Source organism: Sphingomonas azotifigens NBRC 15497, from assembly GCF_002091475.1.
Classification (GTDB): Bacteria; Pseudomonadota; Alphaproteobacteria; order Sphingomonadales; family Sphingomonadaceae; genus Sphingomonas; species Sphingomonas azotifigens.
In genome coordinates this window covers 26,035-44,047 of the sequence record NZ_BCTR01000035.1, presented here as the reverse complement: position 1 = coordinate 44,047, position 18,013 = coordinate 26,035, and the positions used below count along the sequence as shown (strand labels likewise).

Sequence of the window (18,013 nt, the reverse complement as noted above, 5' to 3'; positions counted from 1 at the left end):
GTGCCGCCCGGCCGTCTCGCCGCGGCGGCGCTGCTGCCGCCGCTGGGCGTGTATCTGGCGGAGGGGCCGGGGCGGACGTTCCAGATCGCCTGCGGGCTCACGCTGCTCGGCTTCGTGCCGGGCGCGGGGTACGCGCTGTGGCGGTTGTTCCGGCGACCGGAGCCGCGTGCCTCTCTCTGAGGGCAGGGCGATGGCCTTCAGTCAAAATACCGAGTCATCCCGGCGGAAGCCGGGATCCATTTGCACTGATGTCGCGGTTCTTTCCCCCAGCGCACAGGGCAATGGATCCCGGCTTTCGCCGGGATGACGATGGGTCGGACGCGCGGCGGCCTTCAACTTCCAACTGGGATAGCCCCCGCTGGCTGAGAGCAGGTGACCGCCCGGCGCCGGGCCGCTAAGCCGGGGGCGATGTTTCCCTTGCCCCCTCCGATGCGCGCCGCGCTGGCCGCTGCCCGGGCTGCGGCCGAGCAGGGCGAGGTGCCGGTCGGCGCGGCGGTGGTGCGGGACGGCGCCATCATCGCCACTGCCGCCAATGCGCCGCGCGCGCGCCACGATCCGACCGCCCATGCCGAGATGCTGGCGATTCGCGCCGCCGCGCAGCTGCTCGGCCGCGACCGGCTGGAAGATTGCGACCTGTGGGTCACGCTCGAGCCCTGCGCGATGTGCGCCGGCGCGATCGCCCATGCCCGAATCGCCCGGCTCTATTATGGGGCGAGCGATCCCAAGGGCGGGGCGGTGGAGCATGGGCCGCGCCTGTTCGGCCAGCCGACCTGCCACCATCGGCCCGAAGTCTATGCCGGTATCGGCGAGGCCGAGGCGGGCGCGGTGCTGCGCGACTTCTTCCGCGCGCGGCGCTGAGGCCAGGCCGGCTGGCCGCTCCACCGCAATCGGTGTAGCGTGCGGAAAAACGGGAGAGGTACCGATGCGATCGCTGCATTGCCTTGCCGGACTGCTGCTGCTTCCCGCCGCGGCGTTGGCCTCGGAGCGGCCGATTCTGAGCTGGGGCAAGCCCGGCGTCACGCTGGAGAGCTATCGCGCCGATGCGGTCGCCTGCGGGCGCGAGGGCTATTATCTCGATGTGTCGAATACCGAGGCGGCCAAGGTGTTCCAGCAGGCATCGGCCCAGCTCGAGAACAACGAAGCCAATCTCCGGGTGGCCGGCGATCTCGACCGGACGATCCAGATCGCGGGCGATTCGAGCCGAATCGTCGAGCGCACCCGCCCGGCGGAGCGCATGCGGGAAGTGCGGACGCTGCTGCAGGACACCGTATCGAACTGCTTGCGAGCGCGGGGCTACACCCAGTTCCAGCTCACCGCGGCGCAGCAGCGACATCTTCGCGGGCTCAAGCAGGGCTCGCCGGAGCGCCACGCCTATCTGCACGGCCTCGCCAGCGACCCGGCCGTTCTGGCTGCCCAGAAGCTGTAGGCAGCGGCGCTAAATCATCTTCGCACTGCAAAAGGTTGTGAAGAGGGCGCCGCTGCGGATATGAGGGCGGTGCACCATGAGCGCGCCTTTTCCCTGGATCGACGTAGCGATCATCTTCGTGCTGATCGCGATCAACGGCATTTTCTCCATGTCGGAGCTGGCGATCGTATCCGCCCGCCCGGCACGGCTGGAGGCGCTGGCCCGACTCGGCAATCGCGGCGCCAAGACGGCGATCGAACTGGCCGAGGATCCCGGCAAGTTCCTCTCCACCGTCCAGATCGGCATCACCCTGATCGGCATCGTCGCCGGTGCCTATTCGGGCGCCAGCCTGGGCGAGCCGGTGGGCAAGCGGATCGAGGCGCTGGGCCTCTCCGCCGAACTTGCCCATACGCTGGGCATCACGCTGGTGATCGGCCTCACCACCTTCTTTTCGCTGGTGATCGGCGAGCTGGTGCCCAAGCAGTTCGCGCTGCGCTCGCCCGAGCCGATCGCGGCGGCGATGGCGCTGCCGATGCGCTGGCTCTCCTGGGGCACGGCGCCGGTCGTCTGGCTGCTCGATTCGTCGAGCGGGATGGTGTTCCGCCTGCTCGGCCTCAACCGCGAATCGGAAAACCGGGTGACGGCCGAGGAGCTGCACCTGATCGTCGCGGAGGCGAGCAAGTCGGGCGTGATCGAGGAGCATGAACGCTCGATCATCTCGGGCGTGGTCCGCCTCGCCGATCGACCGGTGCGCGAGGTGATGACGCCGCGTACCCAGGTCGACTGGCTCGACGTCGACCTCGACGGCGCCGGCATCCGCGAGGAACTGCTGGCGACGCCGCACACCCGCCTGCCGGTCGCCGAAGGCTCGATCGACGCAGTAATCGGCGTGGTGCAGGCGCGCGACATCGCCGCTGCGCTGTTCCGCGGCGAGCCGCTCGACCTGCGCAAGCTGATGCGCAAGGCACCGGTGCTGCCGGATCAGGTCGATGCTATGGACGCGCTCACCGCGCTGCGCCAGGCCGAGGTGCCGATGGGGCTGGTCCACGACGAATATGGCCATTTCGAAGGCATCGTGACGCCGGCCAACCTGCTCGCGGCGATCGCCGGCGAATTCGCATCGGATTCGGAGCCGGGCGACAACCCGCACATCGTCGTGCGTGACGACGGCTCGCTGCTGGTGGCGGGCGCGACCCCGGCCGACCAGCTGGCGGAGCGGCTGGGCATCGACCTGCCCGAGGACCGCGATTATGCGACCGTGGCCGGGCTGGCGCTGGCCATCCTCAAGCACCTGCCGGGCGAAGGCGAGGCGTTCGCCGAGCAGGGCTGGCGCTTCGAGATCGTCGACCTCGACGGCCGCAAGATCGACAAGCTGCTGGTGAGCCGCGCGGGGTAAGGGGGCTTCTAGTCCTCGTCAGGCTTGGCCGTCCGCGCCAAGGCAGCGCACATTTGAAATCTGGCACCGCGGCGCTCAAGCACAATCGTCATCCCGGCGGAAGCCGGGATCCATTGCCCTGTGCGTTTGGGGGAAAGAACTGCCACTTCGGCGCGAATGGATCCCGGCTTCCGCCGGGATGACGGAGTAATTAGGCGGAACGCGATTACCCCGCCCGTACGCGGGAGGAGCTGCTCGGTGGCGGCTTGCGCAGCATCGTCCAGTTTCGGAAATCCCCCCTCTGCCCCTTATAGTTGCACCCTCATCCCGCCCATGGTAGCGCCCGCGGCTTGAATGGGGCCATTCCGCGTCCCTACCTTCAGGCTTTTCGGGAACCCATGTTCGCCACTCCAGCATATGCACAGGCCGCAGGCGCGGCTGGTCAGGGTAGCACCCTCGCCGGGATCATGTCCGTCGCGCCGCTCGTCCTGATCTTCGTCGTCTTCTACTTCCTGATGATCCGTCCGCAGCAGAAGCGGATGAAGACGCTCCAGGATTCGTTGAAGGCCGTGAAGAAGAACGATACCGTCGTCACCGCCGGCGGCCTGATCGGCAAGGTCACCCGCGTCGACGAGACCGAGGTCGAGATCGAGCTCGCGCCGAACGTGAAGGTGCGCGCGATCAAGTCGACGCTCGCCGAAGTGCGCCCGCTGGGCGCCAAGCCTGCGAACGACTGATGCTGGATTTCCCGCGCTGGAAGGTCTGGTCGATCACCCTCGGCCTTGCCCTGATGGTCCTGCTTGCCGTGCCGAGCCTGGTGCCGGAGGGCATCCGCAAGACCTGGCCGCACTGGATTCCCCAGCCTGCCATCAACCTCGGCCTCGATCTGGCCGGTGGTTCGAACCTGCTGCTCGAAGGCGATGTCAGCGACGTGCAGCAGAGCAAACTCGAGCAGATGCGCGAGCAGGTGCGGCTGGCGATGCGCCGCGATCCGCGGGTCGACATCGGCGACATCTCGATCGCCGGCGGCAAGCTGAGCTTCATGGTCCGGGATCCGGGCAAGGTCGATGCTGCGCGCGAGAAGCTGCTGCCGATGACCAACGGCGTCGGCACCACCGGCCAGCGCGACTGGGAAATCGCCGTCGTCGATTCGACCCGTTTCGTGCTGACGCCGACCCAGGCGGGCCTGGCGCAGCAGATCGAAACCGCGATGAACGACGCGCGCGAAGTGGTCGACAAGCGCATCAACGCGATGGGCACCCGCGAGCCGACCGTGATCCGCGAAGGCAGCAACCGCATCGTCGTGCAGGTCCCCGGCCTGCAGGATCCCAGCCAGCTCAAGGCGCTGCTCGGCAAGACCGCCAAGCTCGAGTTCAAGCTGGTCGATCTGAGCGTGACCCCGCAGCAGATCGCCAGCGGCGACATCCCGGTCACCTCGCAGCTGCTCCAGTACGAGAATGGCGCGCCGATCGTGGTCAACCGCACCGCGATGATCACCGGCGACATGCTGGTCGACGCCAAGCAGAGCTATGACGAGCAGGGCCGCCCCGACGTGACGCTGCAGCTCGACGGCGCCGGCGCCAAGCGCTTCGCGCGCGTGACCACCGAGAATACCGGCAAGCCGTTCGCGATCATCGTCGACAACAAGGTGATCTCGGCGCCGAACATCAACACGCCGATTCTGGGCGGCAGCGCCTCTATCTCGGGCGGGTTCACCGTCGAGAGCGCCAACGAACTCGCCGTCGCGCTGCGTTCGGGCAAGCTGCCGATCAACCTGAAGGTCATTCAGGAATCGACCGTCAGCCCCGAACTCGGCAACGATTCGATCCGCGCCGGCGTCACCGCGTCGGTGATCGCGATCGTCGCGGTGATCGTGTTCATGGTGCTGACCTATGGCCGCTTCGGCGTCTATGCGAACATCGCCGTGACCATCAACGTGCTGATCATCCTGGCGGTGATGGGCATGCTCCACGCCACGCTGACGCTGCCGGGCATCGCCGGCTTCGTGCTGACCATCGGCACGGCGGTCGACGCCAACGTGCTGATCAACGAGCGTATCCGCGAGGAACGCCGCCGCGGCCGCAGCGTGATGCAGGCGGTCGAGCTCGGCTACAAGGAAGCCAGCCGCACCATCTTCGAGGCCAACGTCACCCACGCGATCGCCGGCGCGATCATGCTGGTGCTCGGCTCGGGGCCGATCCGCGGCTTCGCGGTGGTGCTGCTGATCGGTATCGCCAGCTCCGTCTTCACTGCCGTGGTGTTCACGCGCATGCTCGTCACGCTCTGGCTGCGCCGCAAGCGCCCGAGCGAGATCCATATTTAAGGAAGCGCCGACATGCGGCTCCTCAAGATCGTTCCCGACAACACCAATATCGGCTTCGTCCGCGTCCGGTTCATCGCGTTCGCGATCACCGCGCTGCTGACGGTCGCCGCGATCGGTCTGGTCGCGGCGCGCGGCCTCAACCTCGGCGTGGACTTTATCGGCGGCGTGTCGATCGAGGAGAAGTTCGCCTCGGCTCCGCCGCTCGACCAGCTGCGCTCGACGATCAATGCGCTCGGCTATGGCGAGGCCACCCTGCAGGAGATGGGCGGCAAGAACCTCGTCACCATCCGCCTGCCGGTGCCGCATTCGAGCGATCCGGGCGCGACCAACGCGATGGTCGAGCGGGTGAAGAGCGAAGTGGCGGCCAAGTTCCCCGGCGCCACCTTCTCCACCTACTCCACCGTGTCGGGCAAGGTTTCGGGCGAGCTGATCCGCAACGGCGTGCTGGCGGTGCTGCTGGCGATCGCCGGCATCGCGGTGTTCTCGTGGTTCCGCTACGAATGGCAGTTCGGCGTGTCGACCGCGGTGGCGATCCTCCACGACGTGCTGATGACGCTCGGCTTCTTCGCGCTGACCTGGATGGTGTTCGACCTGAACATCGTCGCCGCGGTGCTGACGATCATCGGCTATTCGATCAACGACAAGATGGTGATCGACGACCGCATCCGCGAGAACATGCGCAAGTACCGCAAGATGGGGATGAGCGAGCTGATCGACCTGTCGGTCAACGAGACGCTGCCGCGTACCGTGATGACCTCGCTCACCATCCTGATCGCGCTGGCGTCGCTGCTGATCTGGGGCGGCCATGTGCTGCGCGGCTTCACCGCCGCGATGATGCTGGGCATCGTCGTCGGTACCTATTCGTCGATCTACGTCTCGTCGTCGCTGCTGATCACGCTGGGCCTCAAGCCGGGGGTGAAGCCGGAAAAGACCGACTCGATCGCCAACAATGCCGAGCGCGTAGGCCCGCGCGATCGGCCCTGACATGAAGATCGAGCGGCGCAGCGCCGAAGGGCCGCTGATCTCGGGCTTTTCCGGCGGCGGCTTCCGGGTCGACGAGAATGTCTATCAGGGGCTGATCATCACGCCGCAGCGCGCGGACGGGTGGTCGCCGCCAGCGGTCGCCGAGCTGACGGAAGGCGACCTCGCGCCGGCCTTCGCCCTCGATCCCCAGCCCGAATTCCTGCTGCTCGGTACCGGCACCAAGCTGGTGCGGCCGCCGGTCGCGCTGGTGAAGGCGCTGGAGAAGCGCGGCATCGGCATCGAGGCGATGGACAGCCGCGCGGCGGCACGCGCCTGGGGCGTGCTGCGCGCCGAACTGCGCTGGGTCGCCGGCGCGCTCTACCCGCTGCTCTGAACGCCGCCACCGGCAGGCAGGTCCGTCATGCCAGATTGCATCGGCCGGGACCCATTGCTGCTCCCCTACATCGTCACCCCGGCGGAAGCCGGGGCCCATTAACGTCTCGCGAGCGGCTCTTGCCGAGACCGTGAGGCGAATGGATCCCGGCTTTCGCCGGGATGACGGAGGGGCGTCAGGACGAGTCCCGCTTGCCGCACCTTGCTATCAGTCCTGCTTCGCCTGGTACTTCGCCCGGAAATCACTGGCGAAGGCGGTGAGGCGCTGCTCCTCGATCGCCGCGCGCAGGTCTGCCATCAGAGTCTGGTAGAACCAGAGATTGTGCTCGGTCATCAGCATCGCGCCCAGGATTTCGCCGGCGCGGACGAGATGGTGGATATAGGCGCGGCTCCAGGTGCTGCAGACCGGGCAGGGGCAGGCCGGATCGAGCGGACCCTGGTCCTCGGCAAACCTGGCGTTGCGGATGTTGATCGGGCCGTTGCGCGTGAACGCTTGGCCGGTGCGGCCCGAGCGGGTGGGCAGCACGCAATCGAACATGTCGATGCCGCGCTCGACCGCGCCGACGATGTCGTCGGGCTTGCCGACGCCCATCAGGTAGCGGGGCTTGGTTTCGTCGAGCTGGCCGGGGGCATAGTCGAGCACCCCGAACATCGCCTCCTGGCCCTCGCCGACCGCGAGGCCGCCGACCGCGTAGCCGTCGAAGCCGATGTCTTTCAGCGCGTCTGCACTCGCCTTGCGCAGGCCCTCGTCGAGCGCGCCCTGCTGGATGCCGAACAGCGCGGCGCGGGCGGCATGTTCCTCGCCCGAATCGAAGCCGGCGCGGCTGCGCTTCGCCCAGCGCATCGAGCGCTCCATCGCCTTGGCCTGCACCTCGCGGGTCGAGGTGGTGGGGACCAGCTCGTCGAACGCCATGACGATGTCCGAGCCGAGCAGCCGCTGGATCTCCATCGAGCGTTCGGGGCTCATCATGTGGCGCGAGCCGTCGAGGTGCGAGGCGAAGGCGACGCCTTCCTCGCTGCGCTTGGTCAGCTCGGACAGGCTCATCACCTGATAGCCGCCCGAATCGGTGAGGATCGGGCGGTCCCAGCCCATGAACTTGTGCAGGCCGCCGAGCCGCGCGATGCGCTCGGCGGTGGGGCGCAGCATCAGGTGATAGGTGTTGCCGAGCAGGATGTCGGCGCCCGACGCGCGCACGTCCTGCGGCTTCACCGCCTTGACGGTGGCGGCGGTGCCGACCGGCATGAAGGCGGGGGTGCGGATCTCGCCGCGCTGCATGGCGATGGTGCCGCGACGCGCCTTGCCGTCGGTGGCGTGGATGGTGAACTGGAAACGGGGCATGCGTGGCTATTGGCGCGTTTGGTGCCGGAATCCAAGGGAGGGCGGTGTGGCGGAACAGGACGACGCGCTGCGGGCAATGGCGACGCATCGCGGGCTGAAGCTGGTCAAGTCGCGGCGGCGTAAGGCCGGGGGCGACTTCGGGCGCTATGGGCTGAAGGATGCGGGCGGGGTGGAGGTGTTCGGCTTCGGCGCGGACGGGCTGACGGCGGATGCCGAGGCGATCCGGGCCTATCTGCGCGGCGGCGTGCGGAGCGACTGGAGTACGTCCGTCGAGACGACGCCGGGGCCGAAGCGCGTGGCCAAGCCCAAGCCCGCACCCAAGCCGAGGCCCGTGCCGCCGCCCAAGCCGCGCTTCAAGCCTGTGGTCGCCAACCTGCTGCGCGACCTGCCGGAGGCGAAAAAGGAAGAGGCGTTCGAGGATCTCCTCAAGCGCCCCGGCATCCGCATCGAGCGGATCGTTTCGCGCGGGCAGGCGACACCCGAGGATGCGCCGATGGTGCAGGACTGGGACGAATGGGTGGTGCTGCTCGAAGGCGCGGCGGGAATCCGCATCGAGGATTCGGCCGAGGTGCGGCTGGGGCCCGGCGACCATCTGCTGATCGCGGCCGGGCAGAAACATTGGGTGACATGGACCGCGCGCGACCGGCCGAGCGTTTGGCTGGCCGTACATCTCGACGGATAGGAGCAGGACCCATGGCCGAACCCCTCAACCCCGGTGACGACGCCGCGCCCGGTACCCCCGGCACCGGCGAGGACGTCTGCCGCCGCTGCGGCGGCTCGGGCCGGATCGACGGCGGCGACTGCCCGAACTGCGGGGGGAGCGGCAAGGTGGTGGAGGGTATCGGCGGGGGGTGAGGTTTTCTCCCCTCCCGCTTGCGGGAGGGGCAGGGGGAGGGTGTCTGAGGGTAGCGGGCTACGCCGTCGCGGAAAGAACCTCCACGTCGCACCCCCCCTAACCCCTCCCGCAGGCGGGAGGGGGATAAGAAGGCTTACGGCAGCAGTAGCCCCGCCAGCGCCGCCGACATCAGGTTTGCCAGGCTCCCCGCGATCAGCGCCTTGATCCCCAGCCGCGCGATCACCGGGCGCTGGTTGGGCGCGAGGCTGCCGGTGGTCGCCATCTGGATCGCGATCGAGCTGAAATTGGCGAAGCCGCATAGCGCAAAGGTGATGATCGCCTTGGAGCGCGGCGCGAGGTCGGTCGCCTTGCCCAGCTCGATGAAGCCGACGAATTCGTTGAGCACCACCTTGGTGCCGAACAGGCCGCCGGCCGTGAGCGACTCGTGCCACGAGATGCCCAGCAGGTACATCACCGGCGCGAAGATCGCCCCGATGATCGCCTGGAAGCTGAGCCCCGGATAGCCGAGCCAGCCCCCCGCCATGCCGAGCAGGCCGTTGGCCAGCGCCACGAGTGCCACGAACGCCAGCACCATCGCGCCCACGGCCACCGCGATCTTCACGCCGGTGGACGCGCCGTTGGCCGCGGCCATGATGATGTTGGCGGCGCGCTCCTCCTGGAAATCCTCCTCGGCGACGCGGATGATCTCGTCCTCGCCCGACATCGGTGCATCGGCCACCGCGGGCTCGTCCGGCATGATGATCTTGGCCATCATCAGCCCACCGGGCGCCGCCATGAACGAGGCGGCGAGGAGATAGGGGAGCGACGCGGGGCCGAGCAGGCTGGCATAGGCGGCGAGGATCGTGCCCGCGACGCCCGACATGCCGACGCTCATCACCGCGAACACCTGCGAGGGGGTGAGCCGCGCGAGATAGGGGCGAATCACCAGCGGCGCCTCGCTCTGGCCGACGAAGATGTTCGCCGCGGCGCACAGCGATTCGACCTTGCTGACCCCGGTCACCTTCTCGATCGCGCCGCCGATCCAGCGGACGACCTGCTGCATGATGCCGACATGGTAGAGGATCGAGACGAGCGCGGCGAAGAAGATGATCACCGGCAGCGCGGCGATGGCGAGGCTCTGGCCGCCTAGTTCTGGCTTGGCGAGGTTGCCGAACAGCAACTGGGTACCCGCGCTGGCATAGCCCAGCAGCGCCGAGACGCCGTTGGCCATGCTGTGCAGCGCCACTTGGCCCCAGGAAGTGCGCAGGACGATGATCGCCATGCCGGCCTGCAGCAGGAACGCCGGCCCGACGATGCGCAGGCGGATCGCCCGGCGGTTGCTGGAAAGCAGGAAGGCGATCCCCAAAATCGCCAGCACCCCGAAAATGCCGATCGGGAAATGAGTCATTCTGAAGTGTTCGTCCCCATCGCCGGCGGAGTCCCGGCCAGCAAACCTGCCGAGCATACACGGGATGGCGCGTCTTGCCAGCCGCTAGCGCGCCGCGTGCCGAGACAGATCTAGCCGTCGAGCCCCGCGGCAAAGGCCAGCCGCAGCGCCTCGGAAAGACTGCGCGCCTCCAGCTTGGCCATGGCGTTGGCGCGGTGGACTTCGACGGTGCGCGGCGAGATGCCGAGATCATAGGCGATCGTCTTGTTAGGATGCCCGCGCACGAGACCGCGCAGCACGTCCTGCTCGCGCGGCGAAAGCAGGCCGATGCGGCGTTCGGCCTCGGCCTGGGTGGCGACGGCGGCGTCGCCGGCCTCGAGCCGTTCGAAGCCGCGCTCGAGCGCTGCCACCAGCGCGTCCCTTTCGAACGGCTTTTCGAGAAAGTCGATCGCGCCGCCCTTCATCGCCGCCACTGCGGTGCCGACATCGCCGTGGCCGGTCAGCACGATCACCGGCAGCTTGACGCCGCGCCTGGCGAGTTCCGCCTGCACCTCGATCCCGTCCATCTCCGGCATGCGCACGTCAAGCAGGATGCAGCCGGGACGGGCGTGCTCGACCTTGTCGAGGAACGCGACGCCCGACACATAGGTGTCGACGTCATAGCCCGAGGTGCGCAGCATGAAGCTGGTCGAACGGCGGACCGACTCCTCGTCGTCGACCAGATGGATACGCTTGCGCTCGCTCATGCGGGTTCCTCGTGTGCGGACATCAGGGTGAAGTTGAAAATGGTGCCGCCTTCGGCGCGCGGTTCGGCCCAGATGCGGCCGCCATGCGCCTCGACGATGGTCCGGCAGATCGACAGGCCGAGGCCCATGCCGCGATCCTTGGTGGTGGCGAAGGCCTGGAACAGCCGCGGCGCCTGCTCGGGCGCGATGCCGGGGCCGGTATCGGCCACCCACACGCGCACCAGGTTGCGCGGCGCCACCTCGGATCCGATGGTGATCTCGCGCACGGCGCTTTCGGCCATCGCCTCAATCGCGTTGCGGATCAGATTGACCAGCACCTGCTGGATCTGGACCCTGTCGCACAGCACCGCGGTGGCGTGCGGATCGAGCGCGTAGAAGGCGCGCACGCCCAGCTCGCGCGCGCCGGTGAGTGCCAGGCGACTGGCCTCGTCGATCAGCCGCGGCAGGTCGACCAGCCCCATATCCGCCTCGCCGCGCGCGACGAACTCGCGCAGCCGGCGGACGATGTTGCCGGCGCGTAGCGCCTCCTTGACCGATTCCGCCATCGCCTCCTGGATCATCGCCTGATCCTCGGGATCGTCGCTGTCCTGCGCCATCAGGTTGCGCCCGGCTTCGAGGTAATTGGCGATGGCGGTGAGCGGCTGGTTGAGCTCGTGCGCCAGCGTCGAGGCCATGGTGCCCATGGCGGAGAGGCGCGAGACGTGGATCAGCTCCGACTGCAGCTCCTTCAGCCGCAGTTCGGCGCGCTGCTCGTCGGTCAGGTCGCGGATGAAGCCGGTGAAGATGCGGTGGCCGTCGCTGCTCGCCTCGCCGACCTGCAGTTCCATCGGGAAGTCGGTGCCGTCGCGTCGCTGGCCGACGACGATGCGGCCGATGCCGATCACCCGCCGCTCGCCGGTGGTGAGATAGCGGGCGAGGTAGCTGTCGTGCAGCTGAGCGTCGGGCGCCGGCATCAGCATGCTGACATTGCGGCCGATCACCTCTGCCTCGGTCCAGCCGAACAGCCGCTCGGCGGCGGCGCTGAAGGAGAGCATGATGCCCTGATCGTCGATCACCACCATCGCCGAAGGCACGGTGGCGAGGATCGAGCGCAGGTGGAGCGCGCTGCCGGCGAGCGCGGTCTGCGAGGCCTTGTGATCGGTGATGTCGCGGAACACCTCGGCATAGCCCCGGAGCGACCCGTCGGGGTCGATCAGGGCGGTGAGCTGCACCTCGGCCAGATATTCGCTGCCGTCGCGGCGGACGCGCCAGCCTTCCTCGATCAGCCGTCCGGCGGCGCGGGCGCGCGCGAGATCGTGCGCCGGCTTGGCGGCGGCGGCTTCGGCATGCGGATAGTGGAGCGCGATATCGGCACCCGCCAGGTCGGCGGGAGTCCAGCCGTCGAGCAGCTCGACTCCGCGGCTCCAGCTGGCGATCTTGCCCGCCGTATCGAGCAGGATCACGCCGCGATCGGTCGCCGCCTCGAACAGCAGGGCCATCGCCGCGGGGTCGTGAGCGGGGCGATCTGTCATAAACTCCGATGGTTGTACGTGATCCTTGGCATGGCTGTACGCGTCCTCCCGCCGCCACGCTAGGATTTGATCACGATCAAAGTAAATGCCGGGTAACTACGCGATGCTTCCGCTCTTCTTGATGGAGGCCGCTATGCTCGACGTCATTGGCAGCAACTACCTGTACATGGTCCTGGCCGCGATGGGGGTGTTCACCGCCGCGCTCGCCTTTGTCAGCCTCAACGACTATCTGCATCCGCGCGATCGTTGATCGCGCGCGGTTCGAGCGGGCTTCCCCAAGCGCGCGCGGCACGCTAGCGCGGCTGCATGACTGCGAACCTCTCGATTGCCGGCCTCGAACTCGGCGGTACCAAATGCGTGGCGACTCTCGGCAGCGGACCGGACGATGTCCGCGAACAGCATGTCGTGCCGACAACCGATCCGGTGACGACGCTCGCCGCGATCGAAGCCGTTCTGGATGGCTGGAGCTTCGACGCGATCGGCATCGCCAGCTTCGGCCCGATCGAGCTCAACAAGGCGCGGCCTGACTTCGGATCGATCACCGCGACGACCAAGCCGGGCTGGAGCGGCACCGATCTGACCGGACGGCTGGCCGCGCGCTACGAAAAGCCGCTGGCGATCCAGACCGACGTCAACGGCGCGGCGCTGGCGGAGGCGCGCTGGGGTGCCGCGGCAGGGCTGTCGACGCACGCCTATATCACCATCGGCACCGGCGTGGGCGTGGGACTGGTTGCCAACGGCCAGCCGATCATGGGCTATGCGCATGGCGAGGCCGGGCATATGCGCTCGGCGCGGGCGCCGGGCGACCGTTTCGCCGGCTGGTGCCCCTTCCATGGCGACTGCGCCGAAGGGCTGCTCTCCGGCCCCGCGCTGGCGGCGCGGTTCGGCCGGCCGGGGCAGGAGGTCGGCGACGACGCGCCCGAATGGGACTATTTCGCGCATGACCTGGCGGCACTGCTCCACAACCTCGTCGTGAGCCTTGCGCCCGAGCGGATCGCGATCGGCGGCGGCGTGATGACCAAGCGGCCGGCGCTGTTTCCCGCGGTGCGGGCGAAGCTGGCGGCGATGATCAACGGCTATGGCTCGATGAAGGCCTATTGCGAGGAGCTCGATGCGCGCGTCGGCCCGCCGGGGCTTGGCGACATGGCGGGGCCGCTGGGGGCGATCGCGATGGGGCTGGAAGCGCTGGATCGGTGATTCCGGCGTTTGGGGGTTGCGTCCTGCGCCCAAGCGGCATACAGGGCGCACCCTCGGTCGGGGCGTAGCGCAGCCTGGTAGCGCATCACACTGGGGGTGTGGGGGTCGCAGGTTCGAATCCTGTCGCCCCGACCAAGCCACACCCAAGCAATCCTGAAAATCACCGGATCGTTGCGCAGACGCGGCCTTAGGGGAACGCCCCCTTTGCACACCCGCACCCGCCACCCATATGCGCGGTCATGAACGACAAGAACGCTGCGTGGCACGGCACGACGATCCTCTCCGTGCGCAAATCCGGCAAAGTGGTGATCGCGGGCGACGGCCAGGTTTCGGCGGGCAACACCGTGATGAAGCCCAATGCCCGCAAGGTGCGGCCGCTGGGCGACGGCAAGGTGATCGCGGGCTTTGCCGGCGCCACCGCCGATGCCTTTACCCTGTTCGAGCGGCTCGAGGCCAAGCTGGAGCGCCACCACGGCCAGCTGCTGCGCGCGGCGGTCGAGCTCGCCAAGGACTGGCGGACCGACAAATATCTCCGCAACCTCGAGGCGATGCTGCTCGTCGCCGACAAGGACGTGACGCTGGTGATCACCGGCAATGGCGACGTGCTCGAGCCCGAGGCGCATGAACATGGCACCGTCGCGGCGATCGGCTCGGGCGGCAATTTCGCGCTCTCCGCGGCGCGCGCGCTGATCGAGTATGAACCCGATGCCGAAGTGGTCGCGCGCAAGGCGATGGCGATCGCCGGCGAGCTGTGCGTCTACACCAACGACCGGCTGACCGTGGAGTCGCTGGACAGCGCCGGCTGAGTTCCCCTCCCGCTTGCGGGAGGGGCTAGGGGAGGGGATGCTCTCCCACCGCCCTGCCTGCTGCGGTCATCCCCTCCCCCGACCCCTCCCGCAAGCGGGAGGGGGAAAGAAGAAGACATGAACCAGAACCTCACCCCCAAGACGATCGTCGCCGCGCTCGACGCGCACATCATCGGCCAGAAGGACGCCAAGAAGGCGGTCGCGGTCGCGCTGCGCAACCGCTGGCGCCGACAGCAGCTCTCGGCCGACCTGCGCGACGAGGTGACGCCGAAGAACATCCTGATGATCGGGCCCACCGGCTGCGGCAAGACCGAGATTAGCCGCCGCCTCGCCAAGCTGGCCGACGCGCCCTTCGTGAAGGTGGAAGCGACCAAGTTCACCGAGGTCGGCTATGTCGGCCGCGATGTCGAGCAGATCGCCCGTGACCTGGTCGAAGAGGCGATCCGGCTGGAAAAGGAGCGTCGCCGCTCCGCCGTGAAGGACAAGGCCGAGGAAGCGGCGATGGGCCGCCTGCTCGACGCGCTGACCGGCAAGGATTCGAGTACCGCGACCCGCGAGGCGTTCAAGCAGCGCTTCAACGAAGGCCTGCTCGACAACACCGAAGTCGAGATCGAGGTCGAGCAGGCGCCGCAGATGCCGTTCGACATCCCCGGCGGCGCGCCGCAGATGATCAACCTGTCGGAGATGATGAAGGGCCTGACCGGCACGCCCCTCAAGCGCCGCAAATTGAACGTCCGCTCGGCCTGGGAAAAGCTCGTCGAGGAAGAGGCCGACAAGCGGCTCGACCAGGACGAGGTCAGCCGCGTGGCGCTGGCGGATGCGGAGGCCAACGGCATCGTCTTCCTCGACGAGATCGACAAGATCGCCGTCTCCGACGTGCGCGGCGGATCGGTGAGCCGCGAGGGCGTGCAGCGCGACCTGCTGCCGCTGATCGAGGGCACCACGGTCGCGACCAAATACGGACCGATGAAGACCGACCATATCCTGTTCATCGCGAGCGGCGCGTTCCATGTGGCGAAGCCCAGCGACCTGCTGCCCGAGCTGCAGGGCCGCCTGCCGATCCGGGTGGAGCTGAAGGCGCTGACCGAGGAGGACTTCGTCGCGATCCTCTCCGACACCAAGGCGAGCCTGGTGCGGCAATACGCCGCTTTGCTCGGCACCGAGGGCGTCTCGATCGACTTCACCGAGGACGGCATCCGCGCCGTCGCCAAGATCGCCGCCGAGGTGAATGCCGAGGTCGAGAATATCGGTGCTCGCCGCCTGCAGACGGTGATGGAGAAGCTGCTCGAGGAAGTCAGCTTCGAGGCCGAGGACCGCTCGGGCAGCGCGGTGGTGATCGACGCGACCTATGTCGACAAGCAGCTGGCGAGCGTGGCGCGGAACACGGATCTCAGCCGGTACGTGCTGTGAGGTGTAAGTACTAAGCCCCTCCTCCTTGGAGGAGGGGTTGGGGTGGAGGGATTCCAGAACGTCGGTTGCTCTCGGTGAGACCCGGCCCCACCCCAACCCCTCCCCTGAAGGGGAGGGGCTTAGTTCTTTGCTTCCCTCGCATCCGCCCCGACGATCTGGCAGGTTCCCCCATCGACTCGATCCCGGGGGAATCCATGAAGAAAATCGCCATCGCCATCGCCACGCTGCTGGCAGGTGCCGCCGCGGCGCCGCTGTTCGCCCAGACCGGTGCGCCCACGCCGCCGGTCGTCGCCAAGAAGCCCTACACGGTGAAGGCGCCGTTCGGCGCCACCCGCGAGGACCCCTATTACTGGCTCCGCGACGATACGCGGAAGAACCCCGAGATGCTCGCCTATCTCGCGGCCGAGAATGCCTATGCCGATGCGGTGCTGGCCGGCGAAAAGCCGATGGCCGAGACGCTCTATCGCGAGACGATCAGCCATATCAAACAGGACGACGCCAGCGTTCCCTACGCCAAGCACGGCTATTTCTACTACACCCGCTTCGATACCGGCGCCGACTATGCCGTGGTCGCGCGGCGCAAGGGCAGCATGGCCGCGCCCGAACAGATCCTGTTCGACCAGCCGGCAATGGCCAAGGGCAAGGGCTTCTTCCAGATCGGCGGGTGGCGGGTGAGCCCCGACAACACCCGCATCGCCTGGGCCGAGGACACGGTCGGCCGCCGGCAATATGTGCTGAAGGTCAAGGACATCGCCACCGGCGCGCTGCTCGCCGACACGGTGTCGAACATCGAGCCGGGGCTGGTCTGGTCCGCCGACGGCAAGACGATCTTCTATGTCGAGAAGGATCCGGTGACGCTGCTCGGCACGCGGGTGAAGGCGCATGTGCTGGGCACGCCAGCATCGGCCGACCGGCTGGTCTATACCGAGAAGGACGACACCTTCTACCTGGGCCTCGGCGCGACCACCGACGAGCGCTATATCTGCATCCAGCTCCATTCCACGGTAAGCGACGAGCGCCGTTGCGCGCCGGCCGCCAACCCCGTCGACTTCAAGCCGGTGGCACCGCGCGAACGCGACTTCCTCTACGAGGCCGATCACCTGGGCGGCCGCTGGATCATCCGTACCAACTGGCAGGCGCCGAACTACCGGATCATGGTGGTGCCCGATGCCAAGGCGGCAGCCGGTCGCGCTGCCTGGACCGATCTGGTTCCGACGAGCGATTCAGTTTTCATCGAGAGCTACCAGCCGTTCGACCGCTTCCTCGCGATCGAGGAGCGTTCGGCCGGCAACAAGCGGCTGCGCATCCTGACGCCCGCCGGCAAGAGCAGCTTCGTCGAGGCGAACGAGCCCGCCTATGTGATGAGCCTCGACGTCAACGAGGACCCGGCGAGCCCGGTGCTGCGCTACACCTATGGCTCGCTGGTGACCCCGACCACCACCTATGAAGTCGATGCCGCGACCGGCAAGCGGACGGTGCTGAAGGTGCAGCCGGTGCCGGGCTATGACCCCAGCAAGTACGTCACCGAGCGCGTCTGGGCGACGGCGCGCGACGGCACCAAGGTGCCGGTGAGCCTCGTCTATGCCAAGGGCTTCCAGAAGAACGGCACTGCCGCGCTCTACCAATATGCCTATGGCAGCTACGGCTATTCGACCGACCCGAGCTTCCGGCCGACGCTGCCGAGCATGCTCGATCGCGGCATGGTCTTCGCCATCGCGCATATTCGCGGCGGGCAGGAAATGGGCCGCAAATGGTATGACGACGGCAAGATCTTCCACAAGAAGAACAGCTTCACCGACTTCATCGACGTGACCCGTTTCCTCGTCGCGCAGGGCTATGCCGCCAAGGGCCGGGTGGCGGCAGAAGGCGGCAGCGCGGGCGGGCTGCTGATGGGCGCGGTCGCCAACATGGCGCCGCAGGACTATCGCGTGATCGTCGCCCAGGTGCCGTTCGTGGACGTGGTGACGACGATGCTCGACACCTCGATCCCGCTGACCACCGGCGAGTTCGACGAATGGGGCAACCCCGCCGAGCAGCGCTATTACGACTATATGCTGAGCTACTCGCCCTACGACAATGTGACGGCGCAGGCCTATCCGGCGATGTATGTCGGCACCGGGCTGTGGGACAGCCAGGTGCAATATTACGAACCGACCAAATGGGTGGCGAAGCTGCGCGCGACCAAGACCGACAGCAACCCGCTGGTGTTCCGCGTCAACATGGAGGCGGGGCATGGCGGCAAGTCGGGCCGGTTCGAGCGCTACAAGCAGAATGCCGAGTCGCTGGCCTTCGCGCTCGACCAGCTGAAGGTGCAGTAGGGCGG

General features: G+C 67.7%; 18 protein-coding genes and 1 tRNA gene. 15 read left to right on the top strand and 4 right to left on the bottom strand.

Going from position 1 to position 18,013, the window contains the following annotated elements; translation table 11 throughout:
• The 8 genes from SAZ01S_RS13405 to SAZ01S_RS13370 all read left to right on the top strand — a co-directional run bounded on the left by SAZ01S_RS13405 (window position 1) and on the right by SAZ01S_RS13370 (window position 6,460).
• Window positions 1–180, top strand: a complete 180-nt coding sequence (locus SAZ01S_RS13405) for a YqaE/Pmp3 family membrane protein (protein WP_245824849.1) — start codon at window positions 1–3, stop codon at window positions 178–180.
• 249 nt (window positions 181–429) lie between these two features.
• On the top strand, window positions 430–858 hold the full coding sequence (locus SAZ01S_RS13400; RefSeq protein ID WP_084582772.1) for a nucleoside deaminase: 429 nt from the start codon (window positions 430–432) through the stop codon (window positions 856–858).
• Window positions 859–922: 64 nt separating this feature from the next.
• A complete protein-coding gene (locus SAZ01S_RS13395; RefSeq protein ID WP_084582771.1) occupies window positions 923–1,426 on the top strand; it encodes a hypothetical protein in 504 nt (167 codons plus the stop codon).
• Between the two features lie 76 nt (window positions 1,427–1,502).
• Window positions 1,503–2,801: a hemolysin family protein gene (locus SAZ01S_RS13390; protein WP_084582770.1), complete on the top strand. Its 1,299-nt coding sequence runs from the start codon at window positions 1,503–1,505 to the stop codon at window positions 2,799–2,801.
• 377 nt (window positions 2,802–3,178) lie between these two features.
• Window positions 3,179–3,517, top strand: a complete 339-nt coding sequence (gene yajC / locus SAZ01S_RS13385) for a preprotein translocase subunit YajC (RefSeq protein WP_084582769.1) — start codon at window positions 3,179–3,181, stop codon at window positions 3,515–3,517.
• Window positions 3,517–5,103: a protein translocase subunit SecD gene (secD, locus tag SAZ01S_RS13380; RefSeq protein WP_084582768.1), complete on the top strand. Its 1,587-nt coding sequence runs from the start codon at window positions 3,517–3,519 to the stop codon at window positions 5,101–5,103. The genes yajC and secD overlap by 1 nt, the downstream gene beginning before the upstream one ends.
• Before the next feature lie 12 nt (window positions 5,104–5,115).
• On the top strand, window positions 5,116–6,087 hold the full coding sequence (gene secF, locus SAZ01S_RS13375; protein ID WP_084582767.1) for a protein translocase subunit SecF: 972 nt from the start codon (window positions 5,116–5,118) through the stop codon (window positions 6,085–6,087).
• Between the two features lies 1 nt (window position 6,088).
• Window positions 6,089–6,460: an Mth938-like domain-containing protein gene (locus SAZ01S_RS13370; protein ID WP_084582766.1), complete on the top strand. Its 372-nt coding sequence runs from the start codon at window positions 6,089–6,091 to the stop codon at window positions 6,458–6,460.
• Between the two features lie 207 nt (window positions 6,461–6,667).
• On the opposite strand, the gene tgt is transcribed toward SAZ01S_RS13370, so the two are convergent.
• A complete protein-coding gene (gene tgt / locus SAZ01S_RS13365) occupies window positions 6,668–7,798 on the bottom strand; it encodes a tRNA guanosine(34) transglycosylase Tgt (protein ID WP_084582765.1) in 1,131 nt (376 codons plus the stop codon).
• A 46-nt stretch (window positions 7,799–7,844) separates the two neighbouring features.
• Between tgt and SAZ01S_RS24450 the strand changes: the two genes are divergently transcribed.
• Both SAZ01S_RS24450 and SAZ01S_RS24055 read left to right on the top strand, forming a co-directional pair.
• Window positions 7,845–8,480 (top strand): cupin domain-containing protein, encoded by a 636-nt coding sequence (locus SAZ01S_RS24450; RefSeq protein WP_245824847.1) that lies wholly within the window; start codon window positions 7,845–7,847, stop codon window positions 8,478–8,480.
• A gap of 11 nt (window positions 8,481–8,491) precedes the next feature.
• On the top strand, window positions 8,492–8,653 hold the full coding sequence (locus SAZ01S_RS24055) for a hypothetical protein (RefSeq protein WP_167693158.1): 162 nt from the start codon (window positions 8,492–8,494) through the stop codon (window positions 8,651–8,653).
• A gap of 134 nt (window positions 8,654–8,787) precedes the next feature.
• On the opposite strand, the gene SAZ01S_RS13355 is transcribed toward SAZ01S_RS24055, so the two are convergent.
• The 3 genes from SAZ01S_RS13355 to SAZ01S_RS13345 form a co-directional block, all read right to left on the bottom strand.
• Window positions 8,788–10,041 (bottom strand): NupC/NupG family nucleoside CNT transporter, encoded by a 1,254-nt coding sequence (locus tag SAZ01S_RS13355; protein ID WP_084582764.1) that lies wholly within the window; start codon window positions 10,039–10,041, stop codon window positions 8,788–8,790.
• Window positions 10,042–10,151: 110 nt separating this feature from the next.
• Window positions 10,152–10,766, bottom strand: a complete 615-nt coding sequence (locus SAZ01S_RS13350) for a response regulator transcription factor (protein ID WP_084582763.1) — start codon at window positions 10,764–10,766, stop codon at window positions 10,152–10,154.
• On the bottom strand, window positions 10,763–12,277 hold the full coding sequence (locus SAZ01S_RS13345; protein ID WP_167693157.1) for a PAS domain-containing sensor histidine kinase: 1,515 nt from the start codon (window positions 12,275–12,277) through the stop codon (window positions 10,763–10,765). The genes SAZ01S_RS13350 and SAZ01S_RS13345 overlap by 4 nt, the downstream gene beginning before the upstream one ends.
• A gap of 306 nt (window positions 12,278–12,583) precedes the next feature.
• Here SAZ01S_RS13345 and SAZ01S_RS13340 point away from each other — a divergent pair, with 306 nt between their 5' ends.
• The 5 genes from SAZ01S_RS13340 to SAZ01S_RS13320 all read left to right on the top strand — a co-directional run bounded on the left by SAZ01S_RS13340 (window position 12,584) and on the right by SAZ01S_RS13320 (window position 18,008).
• The gene (locus tag SAZ01S_RS13340; RefSeq protein WP_084582761.1) at window positions 12,584–13,474 is read left to right on the top strand and encodes an ROK family protein; all 891 of its coding nucleotides are present in this window, start codon (window positions 12,584–12,586) and stop codon (window positions 13,472–13,474) included.
• A 58-nt stretch (window positions 13,475–13,532) separates the two neighbouring features.
• Window positions 13,533–13,609 (top strand) — tRNA-Pro (locus tag SAZ01S_RS13335).
• 104 nt (window positions 13,610–13,713) lie between these two features.
• Window positions 13,714–14,280: an ATP-dependent protease subunit HslV gene (gene hslV / locus SAZ01S_RS13330; protein ID WP_084582760.1), complete on the top strand. Its 567-nt coding sequence runs from the start codon at window positions 13,714–13,716 to the stop codon at window positions 14,278–14,280.
• A gap of 117 nt (window positions 14,281–14,397) precedes the next feature.
• Window positions 14,398–15,690: an ATP-dependent protease ATPase subunit HslU gene (hslU, locus tag SAZ01S_RS13325; RefSeq protein ID WP_084582759.1), complete on the top strand. Its 1,293-nt coding sequence runs from the start codon at window positions 14,398–14,400 to the stop codon at window positions 15,688–15,690.
• 194 nt (window positions 15,691–15,884) lie between these two features.
• Entirely contained in the window at window positions 15,885–18,008 is a 2,124-nt protein-coding gene (locus tag SAZ01S_RS13320) for a S9 family peptidase (protein ID WP_084582758.1), read from the top strand.
• Window positions 18,009–18,013 lie beyond the last annotated feature (5 nt).

What these genes read in the sequence shown, in the direction of transcription:
- SAZ01S_RS13400 (WP_084582772.1), top strand. Translation starts at nt 430, where the DNA reads ATGCGCGCCGCGCTGGCCGCTGCCCGGGCTGCGGCCGAGCAGGGCGAG.
- SAZ01S_RS13395 (WP_084582771.1), top strand. Translation starts at nt 923, where the DNA reads ATGCGATCGCTGCATTGCCTTGCCGGACTGCTGCTGCTTCCCGCCGCG.
- SAZ01S_RS13390 (WP_084582770.1), top strand. Translation starts at nt 1,503, where the DNA reads ATGAGCGCGCCTTTTCCCTGGATCGACGTAGCGATCATCTTCGTGCTG.
- yajC (WP_084582769.1), top strand. Translation starts at nt 3,179, where the DNA reads ATGTTCGCCACTCCAGCATATGCACAGGCCGCAGGCGCGGCTGGTCAG.
- secD (WP_084582768.1), top strand. Translation starts at nt 3,517, where the DNA reads ATGCTGGATTTCCCGCGCTGGAAGGTCTGGTCGATCACCCTCGGCCTT.
- secF (WP_084582767.1), top strand. Translation starts at nt 5,116, where the DNA reads ATGCGGCTCCTCAAGATCGTTCCCGACAACACCAATATCGGCTTCGTC.
- SAZ01S_RS13370 (WP_084582766.1), top strand. Translation starts at nt 6,089, where the DNA reads ATGAAGATCGAGCGGCGCAGCGCCGAAGGGCCGCTGATCTCGGGCTTT.
- tgt (WP_084582765.1), bottom strand. Translation starts at nt 7,798, where the DNA reads ATGCCCCGTTTCCAGTTCACCATCCACGCCACCGACGGCAAGGCGCGT.
- SAZ01S_RS24055 (WP_167693158.1), top strand. Translation starts at nt 8,492, where the DNA reads ATGGCCGAACCCCTCAACCCCGGTGACGACGCCGCGCCCGGTACCCCC.
- SAZ01S_RS13355 (WP_084582764.1), bottom strand. Translation starts at nt 10,041, where the DNA reads ATGACTCATTTCCCGATCGGCATTTTCGGGGTGCTGGCGATTTTGGGG.
- SAZ01S_RS13350 (WP_084582763.1), bottom strand. Translation starts at nt 10,766, where the DNA reads ATGAGCGAGCGCAAGCGTATCCATCTGGTCGACGACGAGGAGTCGGTC.
- SAZ01S_RS13345 (WP_167693157.1), bottom strand. Translation starts at nt 12,277, where the DNA reads ATGACAGATCGCCCCGCTCACGACCCCGCGGCGATGGCCCTGCTGTTC.
- SAZ01S_RS13340 (WP_084582761.1), top strand. Translation starts at nt 12,584, where the DNA reads ATGACTGCGAACCTCTCGATTGCCGGCCTCGAACTCGGCGGTACCAAA.
- hslV (WP_084582760.1), top strand. Translation starts at nt 13,714, where the DNA reads ATGAACGACAAGAACGCTGCGTGGCACGGCACGACGATCCTCTCCGTG.
- hslU (WP_084582759.1), top strand. Translation starts at nt 14,398, where the DNA reads ATGAACCAGAACCTCACCCCCAAGACGATCGTCGCCGCGCTCGACGCG.
- SAZ01S_RS13320 (WP_084582758.1), top strand. Translation starts at nt 15,885, where the DNA reads ATGAAGAAAATCGCCATCGCCATCGCCACGCTGCTGGCAGGTGCCGCC.